Source organism: Nostoc flagelliforme FACHB-838 (assembly GCF_014698065.1).
In the GTDB taxonomy this organism is placed as follows: domain Bacteria; phylum Cyanobacteriota; class Cyanobacteriia; order Cyanobacteriales; family Nostocaceae; genus Nostoc; species Nostoc flagelliforme_B.
Genome location: NZ_JACJSI010000097.1, coordinates 1 through 22,789 on the forward strand (window position 1 = coordinate 1; position 22,789 = coordinate 22,789).

The following is a 22,789-nucleotide window of genomic DNA, read 5'->3' on the forward strand; positions in this document are numbered from 1 at the left end:
TCCATGACACTGCCATCTTGGACGACCACCTGACCCCTCCTCCACTGTTCAATAGCTTTCAAAGCTGTAGCCCTTATTCCGTATAGCTTAGAGCTTTTCTTAGTGCCATTCGGACATAGCCCCAATCATCGTTACATTTTTCCCCCGCCCGTAGGGACGTGAACCATAAGCACGACTACCTTGGGGCGAACGAGCGAAGCGTCTGGTCATGGCGATGTTAACTCCGGCTTCATCGATAAACACCAGGTCTTCCAGATTTACGGTGCCAATCGTTGTCCAATACTCTGCTCTGAGTTTCTGTACCCGTTCTGTGTATTTTTCGCTGGCGTGCAATGTTTTTTTTTGCGCGTTAGCTTTAGCTTTTGAGTGATTCTTCCCATTGTCGCTCTGCTGACTAGAACACCCGTTCGTTCCTCTAATCGAGAACACAACTCAACCAAAATTGCATCGTTGTCTTCCTCCAGTAAGGTAACAACTATTGCCATCTGCTCACTACTTAGCTTACCTGTATTACCTCCACCATGAGCTTTTGGCTCAATTGTCGCCTTGCTTCGATATCGCTTTAGTAGCTTCTGGATAAAAGTTAAACTGACGCTAAATCTTGTTGCCAGCTTTCGTTGGGAGCTTTCTTGATTATTATATGCGTCAATTACTTTTTGACGGAGGTCAATGGAGTATGCTTTCATGCTAGATGCACTTTGCTGTTGACTTTGTTCATCCTCCCACATTTTGTATTTCACTCAAGCGAGAACCGCTATAGATAACAATAAAACTCGTCATTAGTTTGAAGCGGATATGTTTAACTTTTCAAATTTTCAGAACTATTACCTCAATTTTTATGAATATTTATATATTGTTTTTAGTTTAAATACTGCTTACATTAGTAGTGTTGAAAACAAGGAGAAGAAGTATGATTGACGATCAAAAGCTTATACTTGCAGATGTAATTGTAAAAACTTGGCAGGACTCGCAATATAAAGCAAGATTATTTGCTGAACCAAAAAAAGTTTTGCAACAAGCAGGTGTAGACAATATTCCTGAACAATTGGAACTTCAGGTAGTAGAGAACACCTGTCAACGCAAATACTTTGTCCTTTTACCAGAGTTCTCTAGTAATGACCATAATGAACTAATGGTATTCATACAAAGTTCTTTGCCACTGCAACCAGGACAAGAAATAGTTGTTGTTCAAAATACGGAAAGTTTGCAATATATTCTTTTGCCTACTCCTCCAGAGTATAGCAGTGAAACTACTGATGCTCTGTCTGAGGGAGAACTAGAATCAGTAAGCGGAGGAGGCGCGGTTGCAGCCAATAAGGTCGTGGTCGGTAATGTGGCACTTGTAGCTACTGTTGCAGCAGTAGTCACAAGGACTAAGGTTTTTTGACCTATAATATCAGGTTCGGTTAAACACTTATAATATCTGCTTTGTTGAACCTATCTCACTAATAAAATTTTTGCTACAAAGCTTAAGCCGATTGAAAAATAAAAACGAAAAATCGAGCTTTTTAAGCACATTTTCCGAAAAGAAGTAGAGATTTTTAGAATAGTGGGATAGGTTTTTGGGTTTCGTTCCTCAAGCAAACAGGCGATCGGAGTTCATGTTGGGTTTTGCTGCTGTTCAAACGCCACTTTGCTCAAGTCGGGAAACCCGCCCACACAAGTGGCTCCCCAACCTAAATTGATAGATTTTATTATGAGTAATCACCCGAACTTCATGAAAAGAGCATGGGGAACTAGAAAAAAGGCATTGCTGATTAGGTGATTAAGTTTAGCAGATATGAAATTCACAAACTACGATTAGCCTGTCGACGACCGTACACAAACCATCAATTATTCTGCAACGCCAAAAAAACTTGGGAGATTTAAATATGCAAGTAACAAACAAACCGAGTTGGAAAATGACAACAAAGTCGATCGAACAGGGGTTACAAACAGGGGAGATAAAACGCTTGTGGAGCGATCGAAAGAATATTGATACAGACTATCTCTCAAATATAGCAAAGATAAAACGGTTCCTCGAAAGATGGTCAGCCGATCGCCAATTCCGAGAAACTCTTCCTATCGATCCTTATGGCGTTACGTGCAGATATAACCTTGATATAGATCCAGAAGAAATCAGGCTATTATGGGATGCAGAACACCTCAAAACTTACGATAATGCAGCCATTCCCCTCAAAATCGGATAGACTTTCGACCCGATCTTAAATATAAGCAAGTGGAGAATGGTTTTCGTTTCTTATCCCATTCAATGACGCATAGCTTTGATGGTATGCCACACTTTCAAGATGTAGCGGAAGTTGCCTTTAACAAACATTTGACTGTTGGCGAACTTGCTTTGTTATTGGAGCACGAAAAAGGAATTTCTTTTACTCAAACCCTGCATTACTTAAATGAATTTTTTAAACAGGGCATAGTAGAAAAGCAGTTGCCATTTTCAGCTTAGTCACCAGTCTGCCTGTTGCGTTAGCTTGCCGCTCTTGACGAAAATCACGCTTGGTGTTGTATGGGATTCAGACCCATGTTCTTGCCTTCATTTCGCAGCATGAAGAAGAGGTCATTTCCCCCAGCTAAGTGCCCCTTATCCTTTGCCTGAACGAAGAGGCAACTCATTTAATAGACTCTAAAAATGTATGTCTGTTGAAAGCGCACAAGCCTTTTACAAGCGGATAGCCACGGATGAAGTGTTGCAAAAGCAACTCCAAAACGCTGCCAGTGATGAGCAACGCCGAGAAATCATACTAGCTGCTGGCTATAGTTTTACACTGTCAGAATGGGAAGTTGCTTTAGCTAAAATCTCAAAGTCAGGTGATAGTATCAGTGATGCAGAGCTAGATGCGATCGCAGCCGGAGTAAGTGCTGTTCCTTACCAGCCACCCAGCAGTGTATGGTCGGGTTTAGAGCAAATTAGCTTTGATAAATTGCATCGGTTGTTTAACCCCTCTGCTTGGTCTATTAGGACGAAACTCTCGGTAGCACTACTCTGTGTTGCACTTATACCGATGAGCTTCACCACCTATCACAACCTCCAAGAAAGTCTCAAGAGTGCAGAGGACAGCGAATACCGCAAACTGGAACTCTTAGCCACCAGTAATGCTAGTCGCCTCGACCAGCTAATTATCGACATCCAGCGTGTTGCTGTTCAAGTCAGTACTGATAAGGATGTGGTGGGTTTTCTCGCTGCTACCACCCCTCAGAAGCAAATAGCTTTCCGCACCTCGATGCAACGAACGTTAGATAACGTCTTTCGCTCTAATCCCGACTATGATGTTGTTTACATCATAGACACAAAGGGACGCTGCGTCGCTGCCACCAATCCTACATTCATTGCTCAAAACTACGCCTTCCGCGAATACTTCCGCTTTAGCATCCAGGGACGCCCTTACGTCTCTAGCGTTCTTGTCGGAACAACGAGTGGACGACCAGGCATCTACTTCTCCAACCCTGTGCGGTCTGAGGGCGGCAAGATTGTGGGCGTGGCAATCTTAAAAATCAAGGGAGAAGACATCTGGGCGATCGTGAATGCGTTGCAGGCTGGCTCTAAAAGCTATGCCTTCTTGGTTGACGAGCGTGGGGTAATCATCAGCCACCCTGATAAATCACTGCTTTATCATAGCCTAGCCCCCTTGCCGCCAGAGAAACAAAAGCAGGCTGGGACGCTCTATGGCATCGATCAGATCAAAAGCTTGAATATTCCAGAGTTAGCAGCGATGGTAGGAGCCAAACAAACGGCTTACACTAGCTATTATTCCTCTGTTGAGCAGACACGCCAAATGATCGGCTTTGCCCCTTTACAAGAGCAACCTTGGGTGTTGGGCGTCAACAAAGCCCACGCACAGTTTGATGCTCCCTTAAATCAACTCATTTGGCAGAACAGTCGTAGCTTACTAGCAGTAGGAGCGATCGCCGCAATCATCGCCCTAGTCCTGGCGCGAAGCATTGCCAAACCGATTCGTATCCTCACTAAGTCAGCCCAATCCTTGGTAGAGCAGGATGATTTTGATGACCATCAGTTAGCTAAGGCATCTTACGCAAATGATGATATTGGTCAACTGGTACACGTTTTCCTGCAAATGGCTCAAGAGGTGAAAGCACGAGAACAGAAGCTCAAACAGCAAGTACTGGAATTAAACGTTGAAATTGACGAAGCGAAAAAGGCACGTCAGGTAGCTGATATCACACAGACAGATTATTTCCAGCAACTGCAACAAAAAGCGCAAACAATCAAGGGGCGATTGTCCAAAAATGATGCGGCAGAGACAGATTACTTCCAGCAGCTACAGCAAAAAGTGCAAAATCTTAAGGGTAAATCTATTAGGACTTATGCAGAAGTTACGGAAGGATCAAACCACAAAGACACAGAGGATACACAGAGAAGTCTGAGCGGCAAAAGCCAGCAATCAGAACCTCTCCCTTTGGGAGAAGGGGAGACGCCAAAGGCAAACGGGAAAAATCAAAGTTAGAGAGGTATTTTGTGTAAGTTCTATCTATAAAAGTAGCTGATTGAAGAAAGGCAGAAGGTAAGAGGGTTGAAGAAATCCGCAGATAGCAACTATATCGAAGTTTTCACATAACTGGGGTATGACATTATGTCCAAAATTGTATCTATTCACTCGTTTCGTGGTGGTACTGGCAAATCAAATTTGACTGCAAACTTAGCTGCTACTATTGCCCGTCTTGGAAAACGTGTAGGTATTATTGACACTGACATTCAATCACCAGGGATTCATATTATTTTCGGTCTAGACGAGGAAAAAATGAACCGCTCCCTCAATGATTACTTATGGGGACGCTGTGTAATTAAAGATGCTGCCTACGATGTTAGTCATACTTTAAATGCGGAAGGGGAGACATCTAGAGCAAATGGCAGCCTCTACTTGATTCCTTCGAGTATTAAGGCAGGTGAAATTTCCCGAATCTTGCGCGAGGGTTATGACGTAGGCAAACTTAACGACGGCTTTGAGGATCTGATACGCGATCTCAATCTGGACTATTTGTTGATTGATACTCACCCTGGTTTGAATGAAGAAACCTTACTGGCGATCGCTATCTCTGATATTTTAGTCGTCATTTTGCGTCCAGACCGCCAAGACTTCCAAGGTACTGCGGTAACGGTAGAGGTGGCGAAAAAATTAAACGTGGACAAAATGCTGCTGGTAGTTAATAAGGTGCTACCTGCAATGGATTTCAAAACTTTACGAGAACAGATGGAGACTACATATGACACCGCAGTGGCTGGTATTGTGCCTCTATCTGAAGAGATAATTCAGCTAGCCAGTGGTGGTTTATTTTGCCTGCGTGACGCTGACCATCCGTTTAGCCAGACGGTGCAAGAAATTGCTCGGCAGATTGTGGATCGGGTTGAGTTAAACAAGGTATTGGTGGGAGGTGATCGCTTTTGAGCAATCAACACCAACTTCGTGCTAGTGTACTTGCCTCCTATGGTGCTACTGCCTTGGAGATAGAGGAATTACTTGCCTACAATCAAAACATCTTCGATCGCAGTTTTTCAACACTCCCCACCAAGTTTCCGCTTCCACCCGAACCCCATGTAGCCGCCTGGGAAGAATACGCCACTTTGGCTCAAGAGATAGGAGTCTTTCAAGCTTTATCAAGCAAGTTGGTACAGTTGCAGTTCCCCATACTCGAAGGCATCAGCCAAACCCAAGTATACCGCTTTGCTACTCGTAAGGGTGTTTCAGCGGATGATATGGTCGAGGCGACTGGTTTGATTTTGCAGCAACCCGAACAACTCCAGTTGATCCTACATCAAAGCTTCGTTGGAGTTATCCCGGTTTTGCTCGCCAGCAATCGAGAAGATTTTGTTTCTTTGGTACAGGCGCTAACGATGCGGAATGAACCCAAGCCAGTCCCTGATTCTATGGGAGCTTACATGGTTACTGGTTTCAACAACTGGGATCGGGTTCGCCAGTATCGCCAACAATGGTCAGCTAAAAATTTTGGTAACTGCTCCGAAAGTAGTTGGTTAGAGGAATTTGGGCGACTAATCCTGCAAAAGCACCTCTATCAAGATCGGTTGATTATTTTGAGTGACGGTTTTTATAGCAATGTTTCAGCCAGCGACATCGGACTTTCCGAAGTAGAATGGCGGCGTATCTCCCTGACTATTCGCCTAGAACATGAATGTACTCACTACTTCACACAGCGTTTATTTGGCTCAATGCGGAACAATCTGCTTGACGAACTGATTGCTGACTACAGAGGTATTGTGGCAGCTATAGGACACTATCGGGCTGATTGGTTTTTGCGTTTTCTGGGGCTGGAGTCATTTCCAGATTACCGAGAAGGAGGCAGATTACAAAATTACCGGGGTCAACCACCGCTTTCAGAGAACGCATTTAAGATTTTGCAAGCATTGGTGAAGTCTGCTGCTGAGAATTTGGAGCGCTTTGACGCTCAATATGGACAGGAGTTAAGAACTCTCAATAGTCAACCGATTATGTTAATAGCTTTGACTTATTTAACATTAGAGGAATTGGCTTGTTCTGAGGCGCACTCATATATTCAGAAAATTCTAGACCAATTGCGGACAAGTCTGAAAGAGGCAGAGGAGCATCTAAAATCTAAACCATAATTAATATGAGTTATGACAGAAGTTCTACTTAAGGAGTTGCATAATAGCGACATCGATTGGATAATCGCTACGGGTCGGAAAAAGGAGATCCCTGCTGGCACTATCCTTGTACAGCAAGGAAAAGTCCTTGATACCCTACACATCATACTAGATGGAACATTCACAATCACTGTGTCACAAGCTACGAACAATCCTCTAGATCGAGCTTTTGCAGCTATGGAAGATAGCGAAACATTAGAACGAGAGATTGGTAGGTTATCAAGCGGTGAGATAGTAGGAGAAATCCCGTTTCTTAATGTTCGCCCAGCTGTTACTACTATTGAAGCTGCCCAAAAGTCGGTGGTAATATCGATTTCCCAGCAGCAATTGAGGGCAAAATTGCAGCAAGATGTTGGTTTTGCATCTCGATTTTATCGAGCGATCGCTATTTTACTTGCAAGCAGAATCACCCAACTTGGTCATAGCAAACTTGTTAAGAACAAGACGCTTAGAGATATGCTATTTGTTTTGGAACAATTGCATGATAGTGACATCGATTGGCTGATTGCTATAGGTACTAGCCAAAAAATTGCCGCTAACACAGTACTTATCCGTGAGGGAGGAGCTGTAGATGCGTTGTATATCCTGCTAGATGGAACAATGACACTTTCTGTTTCTGAGGATGAACGCAATCCTTTAACTCGCGCCTTTGCAGCTTTAGAGGCTGAAGAAACCACAAGCAGAGAGATAGCGAGATTATCAAAAGGCGAAATCGTTGGAGAAACAGCTTTCATTGATACTCGTTTGCCGGGAGCAACTGTTAGGGCTACTGGAGACTCGCTTGTATTGTCAATTCCTCGACAACAATTAGCAGCAAAATTACAACAAGATATAGGTTTTGCGTCTCGATTTTATCGGGTGATTGCTACTCTGCTTGCAAATCGATTACAGGAAATGTTCAGTCGGCTTGGTTATGGTAGGCGCATTTATAGCAAAGGTCAATCACTAGATGAAAATGTTGAATATGAAGATGAACTCGATGCCAATATTTTAGATAACATGGCATTGGCTGGAACCAGGTTTGATTGGATGTTGAGTCGTTTGAGAAAAAATTAACTTGATTGGCAATAAAGTTTAAACTTTTAGCTTTTGACTTAACATCTAAAGAAAAAGGTGTGTTGTTTTCGGAGATTTTACCTTTTAAAGTTTAAGTAGGATTGGCAGACGGGCTTCGTGGCGAAAATAGTGGGGAGTCAAACTTGAACTACCTTGGCGGTAATGTTGTTGGAGGCGTCGTAGACAGCGTGGGTGGTGTAGTAAAGGGTAAGTGATAGCACATAGATAGAAAGTCATACCTTTTTTGACTGACAAAAGTCTTGGGCTGCACTTGATGAGCAACCCTCTTGTTGCTGTTGATTTTTTCAAGCAAGCTATTTTACTTCAACACTAACCGTAGCGTTTAATGCAAGTTTGAATCTTCCACCAAATTTTTTCAGTCTCCAGTTCAAGCACAAATGATTGTCGAGGCATTTTAAATGGTCGAACAAAATCAAAATTTATTCCGAAAAGAGTCATTAGAGCGTTTATCTTCACCTGAAAGACTAGACCAATTAATGCAGGTTGTTAGCCCCAAAAGTTGGCTACCTTTAACTGCCTTGGGTTCTTTGGTAGCAGTCGCCCTGGTTTGGAGTGTTTACGGACGCATTCCGATTACCGTGGAGGGTCAAGGGGTACTGATTTATCCACGTAACGTTATGTCACTACAATCGAAAAGTGCAGGGCAGTTACTTGCTTTGAATGTTAATGTTGGGGATTTAGTCAAGAAAGGAGATGTACTGGCAACGGTTGACCAAGTTGACCTGCGTAAGCAATTACAACTAGCGCAAGCTAAACTAGTCCAACTAGAGGAACAGGATCGCAATGCTAGTTTGTTACAAGGGCAGCGTCAGCAGCTTGACACAAAGGCAATCCAAGAGCAACGCTTATCTCTTGAGCAAAGACTAAAAATTATCCGGGATTTGACACCTGTGTTGAGAGAGAAAGGACTGGTGTCAATCGGGCGCGATCGCCTGAACCTACAGCGACGCTTGCAAACACTTCAAGGGCTGCTTCCTACCCATAAAAAGAGACTAGATAATCGTCAGAAGCTTTTAAAAGAGGGAGCGATTCCAGATGATGTGGTCTTAGAAGCGCGGCAACAATACGACAATGCCCGTGCAAGTATCGATGAGGCACAATCTCAGTTGAAGCAACTAGACCTTAAGGAAGCAGATGCACAACAGCAATACCTCTCAAACGTGAACGAAATCAAAAACATCCAAGCCCAGTTGCAAGAACAAAACAGTAAAGCAGCGACTCTCGCTCAAGAAGACCTGCAAACTGCAACTACTCGCAAAAACGAGATTCAAGAAGTTAAACGAGAAATCGCCAAACTCGAACAGCAATTAGGCAATAACAGCCAGATTATCTCTCAACACTCAGGACGTGTTCTAGAAATCACTGTTAGTCCTGGACAGGTGATTGATGCCGGAACTCGTTTGGGGAGTATAGATGCAGAAAACCCATCTAGCAAAATGGTTGGCATCACCTATTTTGCGGTTGGAGAGGGCAAGAAAATTCAATCAGGTATGACGCTACAAATTACACCCCAAACTGTGAAACGGGAACGCTTTGGCGGTATTGTCGGTAAGATTACCACTGTCTCACCATTTCCAATTACCAGAGAAGCAGCCGCTAGTGTAGTGGGTAATCCCGAAGTGGTAACAGGTCTAGTGGGTGAGAAGCAAGAGGCACTTATTCAAGTATTTGCTGACTTGCAGCCAGATTCTACCACTTTTAGCGGCTATAAGTGGTCTTCTTCCGATGGGCCGCAGCTAAAAATCTCTTCTGGAACGACTACATCTGTGCGAGTCAAGGTAGAAGAGCGAGCGCCGATTACATTCGTTTTACCTATTCTGAGGTCTGTCAGTGGTATCTACTAATCTTTTATTAGTGACACCGATTAATCTTTTGCAGTACCTGCAAAACCTGTTGAAAAATCCGGCTCAACGGTTAAAGACCCCTACGCTTTTGCAAATGGAGGCAGTGGAATGCGGTGCCGCTGCTCTGGGAATTATTTTAGGTTACTATGGTCGGATTGTGCCTCTGCCAGAACTGCGTCGAGAGTGTGGAGTCTCCCGCGATGGTAGCAAAGCTTCCAACGTCCTGATCGCAGCCAAAAGCTATGGACTAGAGGCAAAAGGCTTTAAAAAGGAACTGGATCAACTTCCAGAGTTAAGCCCTCCCTATATTGTGTTCTGGAACTTCAACCACTTTTTGGTAGTAGAAGGATTTAGTTCTAGTTGGGTCTATATTAATGACCCAGCTACAGGGCCACGAAAGGTATCCCGGCAGGAGTTTGACGAGGGGTATACCGGAGTGGTGCTGGTCATGGAACCAGGGTCGGAGTTCACCAAAGGGGGCCGTAAACCCAGCCTAATTTTATCACTATGGAAACGGCTACAGGGTACTACTGGTGTCTTAATTTACTGTCTGCTGGCAGGCTTTTTGTTAACACTCGTCGGGCTGGCAGTACCAGTATTTAGTCAAGTATTTGTAGACGAAATCCTGGTGCAAAGACGGCAGCACTGGTTGCGTCCGTTGTTATTGGCAATGGCGATCGCAGTAGTCCTCCAAGGAGTACTGACACTGCTGCGGTTGCGGTATCTGCGCCGCTTGAAAGTCAAACTGTCTGTGGGAATGTCCAGCCGTTTTCTGTGGCATATCCTGCGCCTACCAGTTGGTTTTTACGCCCAACGGTTTGCAGGTGAAATTAGTAACCGCACCAGTCTCAACGACCAAGTGGCTGATGTGCTTTCGGGGCGATTGGCGACTACAGTTATCGATGCAGTAATGGTGATTTTTTACGCCTTAGTCATGCTTCAATATGACTGGGTACTGACTTTGCTGGTAGCTAGTTTTGCTGCTGTAAATGTCTTAACTTTGCAGTGGATATCCCGTCAGCGCGTCGATGCTAATCAGCGATTAATCCAAGAGTATGGTAAAGCGGCTGGTGCATCCATAGCCGCTCTCCAGAGTATAGAAACTCTCAAAGCATCAGGGTTAGAATCAGATTTCTTTTCGCGGTGGTCAGGGTACTATACCAAAGCGATCAATTCCCAGCAAGAACTGGGGGTAACAAACCAAACTTTCTCAGTATTACCTACACTTTTGTCTTCGCTTTCATCAATGGCTTTATTGGTTGTAGGTGGTTTACGAGTAATAGATGGACATCTCAGCATCGGAATGCTCATCGCCTTTCAGGGACTAATGCAGAGCTTTTTGCTACCTGTCAACAATCTCGTCAACTTCGGCAGTACTCTCCAAGAAATGGAGGGCAATTTGATTCGCCTAGATGATGTGTTGGATAACCCGATTGATGGAGCAAAGGGAGCAGGGGAAGAAAAAATCTCTTTATCTCCCTCATCTTTTCTGTCAACATTACAAGGATACGTCGAGCTGGAGAATGTGACATTTGGCTATAGCCACCTAGATCCGCCCTTGATTGAAAACTTTAGCCTCTCGGTCAAGCCTGGAGGGCGAGTAGCTTTAGTAGGCGGGAGTGGCTCTGGCAAATCTACCATAGCCAAACTAGTAAGCGGACTCTATGAAGCTTGGGAGGGAGAAATTTGCTTTGATGGAAAACCTAAAAAGCAGATTCCGCAATCGATATTAACTAACTCCATCGCTTTGGTGGAGCAGGATATTTTGATGTTTGGCGGAACTGTTAGGGAAAATTTGACTTTATGGGATACCACAGTACCAGACAAAAATCTAGTGCAGGCTAGTAAGGATGCTGCCATAGATGATGTAATTTTCTCCATGCCTGGCGGATTTGATGCAGAACTGATTGAAGGAGCCGCTAATTTAAGTGGAGGTCAACGACAGCGACTAGAAATAGCCCGCGCTTTGGTGAACAATCCCTCAATCCTGATTATGGATGAAGCTACTAGCGCCTTAGATTCGGAGACGGAAAAAATTATTGACCAAAATCTGCGGCGGCGTGGGTGTACCTGCTTAATTGTTGCACACCGATTGAGTACGATCCGAGACTGTGATGAAATCATCGTCCTTGAAGGTGGAAAGGTAGTGCAACGAGGTACTCATGAGGAATTGTGGCAAGTAGAGGGGGTGTACTCACGGTTGATTAACAGTGAAGAAGGAGCTTAATTATGGTCATCAATCAAGTTACGATCAAAGACCTTGAGGGGCAAGTATACAGCCTTAAAGGCAATGAACCAATACTGCTAGACGACCCGCAGACAATTTGGGTTGTGCAGTCCGGCTCTGTAGCGTTGTTTGCTGTCACAGTTGAAAATAATGTTATAGAAGGAACTCGCCGTTATTTGTTCACTAGCAATCCTGAAGAGGCACTTTTCGGAACAGCTTCTGACTGTATTCATCAGCACCGCCAACTTTTAGCAGTACCGATGGGAGAAACAGAATTGCTAAAGGTAGACCGAGAATACTTTGAGGAGTTAGTTGTTGATGGGGATACCAGAATAGTTGCTTTGGTAGAGGGTTGGGTCGAGCAAATCAACACTACACTTTCCCATGTCGCCACCCCAGCAATTCAAGTCCGGGCTGTGAGAGAAGCGCGATTTTCTCTAATCGATGGTCAGACTCTCCAGCCCGAACCTGATGCGATCGCCTGGGTGCAAATTCAACAAGGAAATGTTCGATGGATGGGGTTTGAGGAACTGACTCTAGATGCCTCAGCAGAAATTTTTCCTCTGGGCGACGGGATGTGGTTGGAAGCCGTAGGGGAGGTTCAGCTTACCACGGCTTCCACAAAGGACATCCGCAACCCAGATACTCTGCTTAGAGGGCTATCCCAGCTTCATACTCAACTGCTGCAATATATTAACTTCCTAGAACAGCAAGAAGCTGATGAAGAAGTGCAACGGCTGAGTGAGCGGGAACGTCTCAATCGTCAGGTGACAGCAGAGGCTTTGGGCGAACTAGCATCTTCCTTGGGAACTAAAGAAGCAACCTTTTTCCTGGAAGGCACGCCATTGTTAGTTGTTGCCGGTGCTGTGGGTAGGTCTTTGGGTGTGAAAATTCGTCCTCCTGCTCGTTCACAAGACCTGAAGCGGATGAAGGAGCCATTGGAGGCAATTGTCCGGGCTTCGCGGTTACGAATGCGGCAGATTCTGCTACGGGACAACTGGTGGGAGAAGGACTGTGGCCCTTTGGTTGCCTACACCGAAGAGGACAACCGACCAGTGGCACTGCTGCCCGTTTCTGCCACTCGCTACGAAATATTTGACCCAAGCGTTGGCACTCGTCTGACTGTAGATGCCCTTATTGCTTCTACACTAGCGCCCGTTGCTTATATGTTTTATCGGTCTTTGCCCGATAAAGTTCTTAACGCTAGCGATTTATTTCGGTTCGCGCTTAAGAATCGTGGCAGAGATATACTAATCGTTTTTTTAACTGGTATTGCCGTGACACTGCTGGGTATGCTCACACCCCACGCCACTGCCATTTTAATTGACAACGCCATTCCAGATAGCGATCGCGGATTATTACTACAAGTTGGTTTGGGGTTGCTGGTTGCAGCTTTTGTGACGGCAGTATTTCGGCTGTCTCAAGGGTTTGCGCTCTTGCGGGTAGAAACGATTTCCGATGCCTCTACTCAAGCTGCTGTCTGGGATCGGCTACTAAATCTGCCAGTATCCTTTTTTCGCCAGTACACCACAGGGGATCTTCAGTCCCGCGTGACATCGATTAGTACAATCCGTCGTCAATTAAGTGGTACAACCCTAATTACTCTAATCACTGGTCTGTTCTCATTATTAAACTTAGGACTTTTATTTTACTACAGCTGGAAATTAGCTTTAGTTGCTGTGGCTGTAGCAGTAGTTGTTATAATTGTGACGGTTCTGTCGGGGATGCTCCTCGTCCGCAAAGTTCGTCCATTGTTGGAAATCAAGGGAAATATCTTTGGGCAGACGGTGCAGTTGATCAATGGTATTTCTAAACTGCGTGTCGCCGGGGCCGAGGAGCGTGGTTTCGCTTCTTGGAGTAAAAACTATAGTCAGCAAATAAAACTGGAACTGGGCACCCAAAACGTTGAAGACGCTGTGGTTCTTTTTAATACAGTCATGCCGACGATAACTTCTGGTATCCTGTTTTGGTTTACTATCAAACAGTTTGAATCAGCCCAGACTACAGGTGCGATCGGATTGACAATTGGGACTTTCCTGGCTTTTAACAGTGCGTTTGGTACTTTTATTAAAGGTGCCACAGACGTAAGCAATACAGTTACCGACGCTTTGCAAATCGTCCCCCAGTGGAAACGCGCTCAACCAATTTTAGAAACTATACCAGAAGTGGATTTCAACAAAGCCGATCCTGGTCAGCTTATGGGCAAAATCGCTGTAGATCGTATTACATTCCGCTACCGACAAGATGGGCCTCTGATCCTAGATGATGTCAGCCTGTATGCCGAGCCTGGGGAGTTTATTGCACTTGTAGGCGCTTCTGGGAGCGGTAAATCTACTATATTTAGATTGCTATTGGGGTTTGAGACTCCTGAAGATGGCACTGTCTATTATGATGGTCAAGATTTGTCTGGGTTGGATGTTGAGGCAGTGCGCCGACAGTTAGGTGTCGTTCTGCAAAATGGCCGGATTATGTCAGCTTCTATTTTCGATAATATTGCTAGCGGCGCTCAGATTACACTCGATGAAGCTTGGGAGGCAGCGCGGATGTCTGGCTTTGCTGACGATGTTGCAGCTATGCCCATGTCTATGCATACTGTGATTAGTGAAGGAGGTGGCAATCTCTCTGGAGGACAACGACAACGGTTACTAATTGCTCGCGCTTTGGCCTTAAAACCCCGCATTTTGTTATTTGATGAGGCTACCAGTGCACTCGATAACAGAACCCAAGCGATTGTTAGTGAAAGTTTAGATAACTTACAAGTTACCAGAATTGCGATCGCTCACCGACTTAGTACTATTCGCAATGCTCACCGTATTTATGTACTCCAGGGAGGACGGGTTGTACAACAAGGAACTTTTGAGGAACTAGCTGCTGTTGATGGGCTATTTGCCCAGTTAATGGCTCGGCAAATGGCGTAGTTACTTGAGATTTGCTTCCAGTGAAGTTTAGACATGGAAAGTACTTTTAATTCATACTTAAATGGTGCTAATAAAAGCCAAAACATTTATATTTAAGCAGTTTATATTTGCATATTTGAGTAAATGATGAAAAAAATTTTAGTAATAGAAGATGAGCCACAAACACGAGAGATATTAATAGAGAGTTTGGAAGCAGAAGGTTTCAATGTTATTAGTGCAGAAAACGGTCACATTGGTATTAATCAAGTAAAACAGCATTTACCTGACTTAGTTATTTGCGACATTATGATGCCAGAGTTAGATGGTTACGGAGTTCTCACTACATTGCGTCAAAATCCCATAACAGCAAATATTCCCTTGATTTTTCTTACAGCTAAGGCTAGCGAGGCAGAACAGTACTATGGCATAGAAATAGGAGCAAAGGGCTATCTTAATAAACCTTGTACAGTAGAGGATTTATTGAGGGTGATTACCAACGTCTCGGACTTATATAAGGAGCAAACTGTAATTAGCGGCTAAAATTAATGTTTGTGGCTGATTAGTCATGATTTTAATCAATTCCTTAAAAAAAAGAGCATGGGGAAGCTTTCCGCTAGTCATGCTCTCTGTATTTACAAATGTCGCCAGAAGTTCTTGCTGATAGTCTTGAGGCTGACTACCTTGGGTTCTGTTGTTGCTTCAGGGGCATAACGAACAGCCACCGCAGTAGCTTGTGGTGCAGGTGTCGCTAACAGAGAATTGAGTAATTCTTGTTGATAGTCAATATCTGCTACTGTGCGGTAAACTCTGTGATAATTTATCTGCATCCCCAAAGGTGTTGGGACAATTTTCAGATATTCATTAAGAGCAGATATGTAGGTATCACCAAAATTCTGGAGAGCAACAGCCGGACGGATAATATTCAACAATTGAATAGCTCGTCTAATGTCTGCAACACTGCGGCTAGCATCAATCTCTGGCTGACTTTCGCTGTAGCCTTTGGCTTTCTTTTCTGCTACCAAATTATGAAATTTAGCAATGGCTCTTTGATAACTGACTAATTGGTGAACTTTGGTTTGTGCTTGATAACCAACTTGCCCCCACTGGATTGTCAAATTCCCATCTTCGACAATGGCCGCCCAGAATTTATTGCTGTTTTGAATTGTGTCAACAAAGACTAAATAGATTTCCATCTTTCTTACCCTGTCAATTTCCTAACTTCAGGGCATTGCCCCATCTGAGATAGATATACTGAACGCGATCGCTACGAACCTAAAAGAGCGATCGCCCCATAGATCAGGAGACAATCGCTTTCTCATCAGTTCAGATTCCGAAACTTAGCAGCACGCAAAGACTGAGTTTTCGCTGCAACCACAGGACTACTAGCCCGTCGTGCGGTAGATGCCCAGGATTGCATACGCTCGACTGCCGCAGCGTCCTGAATCGCAAGCGGGGTAATGGTTTGACGGCAGGTTTCGAGGTCAGCAAGCGTTACCTTTTGTGGTCTACCCTCATCGAATGCCAGCAGAGCAGCTTCCGAAGCAAGGGTTTCCAATTCTGCACCGGAGAATTTCGCGGTCGAAGCTGCGATCGCTTCGAGATATTCAAGCTGTACTTGAATACCGAATCGCTCTAGGTGAATGCCTAGAATCTGTACCCGTTCTGGCTCTGTCGGCAGATCGACGAAAAAATTCTCATCAAATCTTCCCTTTCTCTTTAACTCCGTTGGTAGTGCTGAAGGGTCATTGCAGGTTGCTACGACAAACACGCCACACTGAGATTCCGACATAAACGTGAGGATATTGCCTAGAATCCTTTGACTGACTCCACTTGTATCGCCACTACCGGAGAGGGCTTTTTCTATCTCGTCCACCCATAAGACGCAGGGTGCGATCGCCTCGGCAGTTTTCAAAGCACGTCTGACATTCCCTTCAGACTCACCGACCAGACTGCCCAAGAGGGACGCAATGTCTAGTTGGAGTAGTGGTAAATTGAGAATGTTAGCAATATTCTTGGCTAATAAAGTTTTCCCAGTACCGGGTGGGCCAGCCAGCAACACACCTTTTGGTTGAGGTAGGTGTAGCTCACGCGCCTCTTGTGTGAATAGCCGCCGCCGCCGAGTCAGCCATTCGCGCAGTAGATCCAAACCGCCGAATGGGATTATCGCAGGTTTACCCAACTCAATGCTCATTTGAGAGAGTAGCCGAGTTTTGTACTCGACGGCTTTAGGGATGAAATCAGCGTCAACTACGACACCATCATTAGTTAAGTTTTCTTTGACTGTTAACCGAAGGAAGTCGCTAATTTCTTCTAAAGTTAAACCCAGCGCTGCACGAGAAAGAGTTTCAAATTCAGCATTTTCTAGCGTAACAGTGAAAGTTAATTCTTGCTCTCTAGCAGACTGTTGTAGGTCACGCAAATAAGAAGTGATATGCTCAAGTATTTGGTCAATACTAGGTAAAGGGACTTCACAATAAGGAATCAATCTGACTAGTGATTCGTGTAATTGTATATTCTGACCCAACAATACAATGCGTTTATCTGTGGGTTTTAACCTGTGGTAAAGGTTTTTTACCTTGCTTAAAATCTCCCATGATAATTGGGGTGAGTTCTTAGCAATAAAGGGGTGAATATCTCCGAGAATAAATACACCATTTCCGCTAAAATTCGCAATGTAATTAAACACATATAACAATGGGTCAGCGTGTTGTGGTTTCTTATACTCTGCAACTGGTTTAAACACCAATCCCCCATCTGCTGCGATTAAACATTGCTCCAAGGTTGATACTCCCAGATTCCAGAAGAAAACTGGACATGAGAGCTTATTGTTAGCTTCAGCAGTTAACCACTGAATAATCGTCGCTTCATCAGGAGATAGAACATCAACCGCAGCAATGGGGATTTGTGAATCTAGTGTGGAGAGAAGATTTGAAAGTTTCATTGTTTTTCAATCTGATAAGGAACTGGAGCTAATCCATCGTGAGTATTAACAAGTCTCACGACTACTTCATAAACTTCGGCATCGCCGTCGAAAACCTCTGCTGTACCGTTGTTCTCTTGATAGGCGATTGCTGTTACTATGGCATTCAACAGCACACATAGCCCTTCAGTATTCGCTTTGATGATCACGGAAAAAGCGTGGTTTTTGCTGGGCGTAAATGTGGATGAAAGGATACTCTTTAGGTAGGTACATAAAATTTCTTGGGGGAACCCAATCGTCACGGTTCCCCTTTTCCCCGATTTACTGCCGTAAGCGAATAGAGTGGGTTGAAGTTGTCCGAAGTTGTTGGGTTTGGGCTTCGTCCTTGTAAATGCGATCGCCCTCCACAACTCCAAGTGCTTCTTCAAATGGTTGCGTAGCCGATAAACAACTCAAGCCCTCGAATCCCTCAGCTTCCACTCGAACTTCACCTGTAGCATTGTCGAAATGAATCAGTATTGAACGTTCCATATTTATCTCCTCACGTACTGTTTAACTTCCTGATGTCCGGCAAAGGTTAGGCGTAGGGTTTGCACACTTCCGTTAGTAATTTGTGCGATCGCACATTCTCCAAACTGCTCTTGTAACTCGGCAGCTTTAGCTCTCACCAAACGTTTACCGTAAGCCAACATCAACTTGTTACTAAAGAAGTCTTGTCCCAACTTCGGAACTGTTTCATAACTGTCGTGTATTACCTCGTACACGCCGCTTGACTGATTCCACTTGAATCCGATATCTGCACGGGCTTTTATGGTGTGACCAGATACGATAATTTCAGCACTTTTTTCTTGAGAGCCACCGTAGTATCCTTTTAGTGATTGTGCTGCTTCATGTACTTGTGGATTCAGTTTCAAATCTTGTAAAGCTTGCACCAGGCATTCACGGTTAGCAAGCTTGGTTGTAACGATTGAGAAGTGTGACATAAAGTTATCGCATATAGAGTTGAAATTGAAGAAATGTGATCAACATAGAAGCGCGATATCATACATAAGATATTGTGCATATCGCGCAATTAATCCATTTGCAAGCAGTCTTGAGCAATACACTCTAGCTCAAGACTATTTTCTACCTGAATTTGAACGACATGACCGTAGCTTTCGACAATCCCACGTCGTCAGTCGCAAGTGATTGTAGATTGCGTTGTTCATCTAACAACTTGATGCGGATCTCTTGCATTTTTTGCTGTAATTGACTGCGCGTATCAGAACCAAGATTCTTAGACTCAATCGCTGGATCGTTAACGATAGAATCTAAGTGCGTCATCATCGCCTCTAAGCTACTGCCAGCCTCCGGGTCAGCGTTTGCCAATAGCGCTTGAACCTTCATCAGATGACGCTCCATTTTTCTTTTAAACTGTATGGGTTTCCTCCCTGGTTCCCAATCAGCCAACTCTTCAAGCAACTGAGCCGCTAGTTGTTCACCACCAGCTAAAGCAGATTCCCTCAATCTCTGTTCCAGATTTTGGTCATACTGTTGGATGAATTTGGTAATCTGGTCAAGACATTCGGCTTGTTGCTGATTGAGTTGTTCGGAGAGGGCAGGAATAATCACCGGACGACCAATCACGACTTGCAAATAATCTTCAAGGTCGGTCAGAGTCGGGAATGCTCTTAGCAAGTTGGCTTTGACTGACTCTTGCTTATCCTGTGCTAATTCCCAGGTGTTAAGTGAGAGGAACTGATCAATCCGTTCTTGATAATCAAGAAGTCCCGCTTCGTAATCAGCTTTCAATTGATTGCGTAAACCAGGGGGGATATTATCTCTAATATTGATTAACTGATTCCACACAAGTGGAGCCAAATCAATCGGACAAACCCAATCACCAGTATCAGCAGACATCCATTCTTGAACAGAAGCAATCTCTTGACGCAATTGGGCAGCAGCTTCATCCAACTTCTTAAATACCTTAATACCCCGCAAACCAACTTCAGAATTAGTAACTTTCACAAGGTCTGATTCAATTTCAGAGACTTCAGCTTTTAGTACATCTGCCCATTTAGGCGCGGCAGACTTTGTACTTTTCTTTAGTTGAATACGAAAGCGAATGCGAGTTTTATTTAACTGTGAGAAATTGTGACGCTCGACTACTGCATCAGTTAGGAAATTTGCAGCAATAGGGTTGTCAATTGCTTGTACCATGATTATTTACCTCAACCATTATTTTTCACTTTCAATTAAGCGAAGCTTTCTTTGTAACTATTTGAATGTCTGTAGTAGCTCTATAGATTACTTTTGTAAAGCTATTTTGTAACCTAATAGGTCTTTTAATGACTGGTGGTTTATGTATGGACATGGCTCAAAATAGTTGAAGTTGCTGTGAATTATCCTGTACCGCAGGCTTCTCATAGACCATGCCCTGCTCCAATTCGTAATTCGTAATTCGTAATTCGTAATTAATACCGCATGAATAAATTCAGCGTTTTGGAATAAGGAGCAAGAGCATTTATTTATCTTCCATAACTGAAGTTAGAATCTTGAAATCTAAATGAACTAATTATTAATTTTGTTCATAATTACGAATTACGAATTACGAATTATTTTGTCATGAGTTTGTTTCGGTTTAGTCGAAAGCTGGCTTTTTTTCTTTGATTTGGCAGAGGTACAAATAGATACTGTGGATGTTTTATAGTACCTTCATCACCCAAATATCGGGAAAGCGTACCGTTAATCTGGTAAACTTTCGATGAGCTTAATAGCGTTGTATCGTAAACCTTAATCAAATTTAATTCCATCTTATTAGCAGTGAAGTGTGCCATAATTTATCGTGGAATCGATTTTTCTCTACAGTCAGGCTAATTAAATCTGACTGTAGAGTTTTTCACGCATAATCTGATTCTTTTTTGGTCAAGCGGCAATTTTCTCTTTATTGTGTTTAGACAATCTATAACCACTATCAGATGTACGTTTAGTCGTTGAAGTCGGTGAAATGGAAAATGACAGAAAATTACAGAAAATTACAGATGCAAATGCTCAAAGATTTGATTGATTTTTTCCTTATCTTCATCAGGCAGAGCCTTAAAATCAAACTCTTTGGAGTCCCAAACTTCATCAAGGCTTGTAGACTCATCAACGATATTTGCAATCAAACAAGATTCGTCGTCGTACTTCCAACCATTTGCTAATAGCCACGGTACAACCCCGTCAGATTGCAATAGTTTCTCAATATTCAATGAGTCAGAAAACTGCTGTAAGTTTTCGATACTAGGGTGAACGATTGTTATAGTCATTTGTTGTTATTGGTAGTAGTGAGTACACAGCGCAACAAGCTGTAGACAAGGCTTGAAAAACTGATGGTATTGCTAGGTACAATTCCTGTTTACAACTAACTGATTAATCATGCTTAGGAAATAACTTGAAATAAGCTTGTCACTTAAGCTGCAATAATTGATTTGGTAAGCCAGGCAGGATTAATGACTACCTGCCTTTTCTCATCTCTACCTTTGAACTAAAAGGTCATCTCAAGAGCAGCTTTTGTTACAGCTAAAGCCTGTTTACTGACCTCGCGCCAGTTCGTTTCCTCGTTGTAGGATGCCATGACTAATTCCGACTCTACCCACACCCGACAGAACAACACATTTTCATCTGTCGTCCCCGGAGTAGGCTGTAATGTAATGGGAGAATATAGTTGTTGTGGGGTCAAAGTTGCGTTCCCGCTTCGGGTTGCCGCAGGCATCGCCGCAAGTATACTTTTGGTAAAATGAGTATCATGACCAGATTCGAGGATGTACGTTCTGTCTGCCTGAATTGTAGCTAACAGTTTATACACTTCTTTACTTCTGCGCTCACACTTTTCAAATTTCAGTTCTCGCAAATATCCAGTCAAGGCAGTAGAAGCGATCGGAGTTACTTCATTATTACTGAGGGTATACCACAGTGAACCATTGTGACGATTGCAGTAGATTTTGCAATTGCCAGCTTCAGAGTGCAATCCCAGTTTTGGCTTATTGATTGAAGCGATTAATTGCTTGAGTAGTTCCTCTTGGCGCATTAAAGCAGCAAGTAAATCGGCATTTTCTTGAGGGTTCATTGTTCAATACCAATACATTTCACTTTCGCATTGGCGAAGCCTGTGTTTGACTTCTCGAATCAGCAGGCGCGACCGATGTAGATTTCGGTCACGCCTACTGATTTTTTCTACGCCGCCTCCAACTCCTGACGAACTTGCGGCAGTTCAATCGGAGCAGTTACCCTGGACAGTGCTTCTACAGCCTCTTTGACACTCCAATACTGGACTCCATCACCACAGCGCCAGTAATAAGTCTTGGGGTCGTTTTCCCAGACTTCATCAGCGTTTCTGACCTTGAAGATAATTCCTAAGAATTCACCATCTAGATATACGTTGTGAGCCGTCTGAAGGTCAGTGCGTCCTACATAGGTCAGTCGATAGTCGTCCACTGGTTTGCACAAGTCTTCTGCACGAGTCCCGCGATACCCACAGTTACCGCACCCATGTCCTTCGCAGTCTGGACAGATGGCAGCAGGCATATTCCACTTCGGCAGGGTGAAGTCCCATTCAGATGGCGGGGTTAATATTCGAGCCTTGTGAGAGATATAACAACCAGCATGACCGATTATCTTATCAGAATGGTATTGAACACTCAACGATAGCCAATCACAATCACCTAACAAGCCAATTTTCTCAGAAGCTTGTTTTAATTCCTTTTCTTCCTTGTGATTGCGCTCTACTGGAGCAGAAAGACTCGCTTTTACCTCTACAACAGCGCGTTTGAAAGATTTTTTGTGGTATCGAGCATAACCGTGGGTCATTTTTACCCAGACGATATCATCACTGTTGATCCAGATAGTTACTACATCTTCGGGCTTGCAGTTTTTGAAGTAGTCCGACTGATTGACGATGGTTGCAATGATTTGGCGATCCTGTGTGGTTAACGGATCTTTTGTTGGCGTAGGGGCTAAACTTTGTGTCATCATTAGAAATTGCCTCTTCTTTTGTTAGTGGGGCATAGGGGCGATCGCGAGTTTTGCAGACAGAGCGATCGCCCTATTTTTAATGGTCAGTTTGTTGTGCTTTCAGCACAACACTCTCAATTTAGAATTGGCGAAGCCTCATATTTATGGCTCCTAGCCAGTGACCGGAGCTTGCTACAGCAGCATATCTCTTGATCAGGC

General features: G+C 43.8%; 23 protein-coding genes. 11 read left to right on the forward strand and 12 right to left on the reverse strand.

Features of this window, described 5'->3' with window-relative positions:
- Window positions 1–99: 99 nt before the first annotated feature.
- Together H6G97_RS55500 and H6G97_RS29200 are read right to left on the reverse strand one after the other, a co-directional pair.
- Window positions 100–243, reverse strand: a complete 144-nt coding sequence (locus H6G97_RS55500) for a transposase (RefSeq protein ID WP_190944030.1) — start codon at window positions 241–243, stop codon at window positions 100–102.
- A gap of 14 nt (window positions 244–257) precedes the next feature.
- Window positions 258–728: a helix-turn-helix domain-containing protein gene (locus H6G97_RS29200; protein WP_199349739.1), complete on the reverse strand. Its 471-nt coding sequence runs from the start codon at window positions 726–728 to the stop codon at window positions 258–260.
- A gap of 182 nt (window positions 729–910) precedes the next feature.
- Here H6G97_RS29200 and H6G97_RS29205 point away from each other — a divergent pair, with 182 nt between their 5' ends.
- The 11 genes from H6G97_RS29205 (at window position 911) to H6G97_RS29260 (ending at window position 15,219) form a co-directional block, all read left to right on the forward strand.
- A complete protein-coding gene (locus H6G97_RS29205; protein ID WP_190944031.1) occupies window positions 911–1,387 on the forward strand; it encodes a nitrile hydratase subunit alpha in 477 nt (158 codons plus the stop codon).
- Window positions 1,388–1,871: 484 nt separating this feature from the next.
- Window positions 1,872–2,189: a hypothetical protein gene (locus H6G97_RS29210; protein ID WP_190944032.1), complete on the forward strand. Its 318-nt coding sequence runs from the start codon at window positions 1,872–1,874 to the stop codon at window positions 2,187–2,189.
- Window positions 2,190–2,218: 29 nt separating this feature from the next.
- Window positions 2,219–2,446, forward strand: coding sequence for a hypothetical protein (locus H6G97_RS29215; RefSeq protein WP_190944033.1), 228 nt, complete (start codon window positions 2,219–2,221; stop codon window positions 2,444–2,446).
- A gap of 187 nt (window positions 2,447–2,633) precedes the next feature.
- The gene (locus H6G97_RS29225) at window positions 2,634–4,463 is read left to right on the forward strand and encodes a Nif11-like leader peptide family RiPP precursor (protein ID WP_242055370.1); all 1,830 of its coding nucleotides are present in this window, start codon (window positions 2,634–2,636) and stop codon (window positions 4,461–4,463) included.
- Between the two features lie 126 nt (window positions 4,464–4,589).
- Window positions 4,590–5,402, forward strand: a complete 813-nt coding sequence (locus H6G97_RS29230; protein ID WP_190944034.1) for a MinD/ParA family ATP-binding protein — start codon at window positions 4,590–4,592, stop codon at window positions 5,400–5,402.
- Window positions 5,399–6,595, forward strand: a complete 1,197-nt coding sequence (locus H6G97_RS29235) for a DUF7005 family protein (protein WP_190944035.1) — start codon at window positions 5,399–5,401, stop codon at window positions 6,593–6,595. The genes H6G97_RS29230 and H6G97_RS29235 overlap by 4 nt, the downstream gene beginning before the upstream one ends.
- Window positions 6,596–6,607: 12 nt before the next feature.
- On the forward strand, window positions 6,608–7,690 hold the full coding sequence (locus H6G97_RS29240) for a cyclic nucleotide-binding domain-containing protein (RefSeq protein ID WP_190944036.1): 1,083 nt from the start codon (window positions 6,608–6,610) through the stop codon (window positions 7,688–7,690).
- Window positions 7,691–8,109: 419 nt separating this feature from the next.
- Window positions 8,110–9,555, forward strand: coding sequence for an NHLP bacteriocin system secretion protein (locus H6G97_RS29245; protein ID WP_190944037.1), 1,446 nt, complete (start codon window positions 8,110–8,112; stop codon window positions 9,553–9,555).
- A complete protein-coding gene (locus tag H6G97_RS29250; RefSeq protein ID WP_190944038.1) occupies window positions 9,542–11,782 on the forward strand; it encodes an NHLP family bacteriocin export ABC transporter peptidase/permease/ATPase subunit in 2,241 nt (746 codons plus the stop codon). Before H6G97_RS29245 ends, H6G97_RS29250 begins: the two co-directional genes overlap by 14 nt.
- Window positions 11,783–11,784: 2 nt before the next feature.
- The gene (locus tag H6G97_RS29255) at window positions 11,785–14,700 is read left to right on the forward strand and encodes an NHLP bacteriocin export ABC transporter permease/ATPase subunit (RefSeq protein WP_190944039.1); all 2,916 of its coding nucleotides are present in this window, start codon (window positions 11,785–11,787) and stop codon (window positions 14,698–14,700) included.
- Window positions 14,701–14,823: 123 nt separating this feature from the next.
- Window positions 14,824–15,219, forward strand: coding sequence for a response regulator transcription factor (locus tag H6G97_RS29260; RefSeq protein WP_242055371.1), 396 nt, complete (start codon window positions 14,824–14,826; stop codon window positions 15,217–15,219).
- 92 nt (window positions 15,220–15,311) lie between these two features.
- On the opposite strand, the gene H6G97_RS29265 is transcribed toward H6G97_RS29260, so the two are convergent.
- The 10 genes from H6G97_RS29265 to H6G97_RS29310 form a co-directional block, all read right to left on the reverse strand.
- Complete coding sequence (locus H6G97_RS29265) at window positions 15,312–15,872, reverse strand: WGR domain-containing protein (RefSeq protein ID WP_190944040.1); 561 nt, start codon at window positions 15,870–15,872, stop codon at window positions 15,312–15,314.
- A 125-nt stretch (window positions 15,873–15,997) separates the two neighbouring features.
- Window positions 15,998–17,620 carry an AAA family ATPase gene (locus tag H6G97_RS29270; protein ID WP_190944041.1) on the reverse strand — a complete coding sequence of 541 codons (1,623 nt, stop codon included), beginning with the start codon at window positions 17,618–17,620 and terminating at the stop codon, window positions 15,998–16,000.
- A complete protein-coding gene (locus H6G97_RS29275) occupies window positions 17,617–17,901 on the reverse strand; it encodes a hypothetical protein (RefSeq protein WP_242055373.1) in 285 nt (94 codons plus the stop codon). The genes H6G97_RS29270 and H6G97_RS29275 overlap by 4 nt, the downstream gene beginning before the upstream one ends.
- Before the next feature lie 19 nt (window positions 17,902–17,920).
- The gene (locus H6G97_RS29280) at window positions 17,921–18,130 is read right to left on the reverse strand and encodes a DUF2997 domain-containing protein (protein ID WP_190944042.1); all 210 of its coding nucleotides are present in this window, start codon (window positions 18,128–18,130) and stop codon (window positions 17,921–17,923) included.
- 2 nt (window positions 18,131–18,132) lie between these two features.
- On the reverse strand, window positions 18,133–18,582 hold the full coding sequence (locus H6G97_RS29285) for a DUF1257 domain-containing protein (protein ID WP_190944043.1): 450 nt from the start codon (window positions 18,580–18,582) through the stop codon (window positions 18,133–18,135).
- A gap of 142 nt (window positions 18,583–18,724) precedes the next feature.
- Window positions 18,725–19,798 carry a hypothetical protein gene (locus H6G97_RS29290; protein ID WP_190944044.1) on the reverse strand — a complete coding sequence of 358 codons (1,074 nt, stop codon included), beginning with the start codon at window positions 19,796–19,798 and terminating at the stop codon, window positions 18,725–18,727.
- A 395-nt stretch (window positions 19,799–20,193) separates the two neighbouring features.
- A complete protein-coding gene (locus H6G97_RS29295; protein ID WP_242055377.1) occupies window positions 20,194–20,415 on the reverse strand; it encodes a hypothetical protein in 222 nt (73 codons plus the stop codon).
- 198 nt (window positions 20,416–20,613) lie between these two features.
- On the reverse strand, window positions 20,614–20,886 hold the full coding sequence (locus tag H6G97_RS29300) for a hypothetical protein (RefSeq protein WP_190944045.1): 273 nt from the start codon (window positions 20,884–20,886) through the stop codon (window positions 20,614–20,616).
- Window positions 20,887–21,104: 218 nt separating this feature from the next.
- The gene (locus H6G97_RS29305; protein WP_190944046.1) at window positions 21,105–21,686 is read right to left on the reverse strand and encodes a hypothetical protein; all 582 of its coding nucleotides are present in this window, start codon (window positions 21,684–21,686) and stop codon (window positions 21,105–21,107) included.
- A gap of 107 nt (window positions 21,687–21,793) precedes the next feature.
- The gene (locus H6G97_RS29310) at window positions 21,794–22,591 is read right to left on the reverse strand and encodes a hypothetical protein (RefSeq protein ID WP_190944047.1); all 798 of its coding nucleotides are present in this window, start codon (window positions 22,589–22,591) and stop codon (window positions 21,794–21,796) included.
- Window positions 22,592–22,789: the final 198 nt, after the last annotated feature.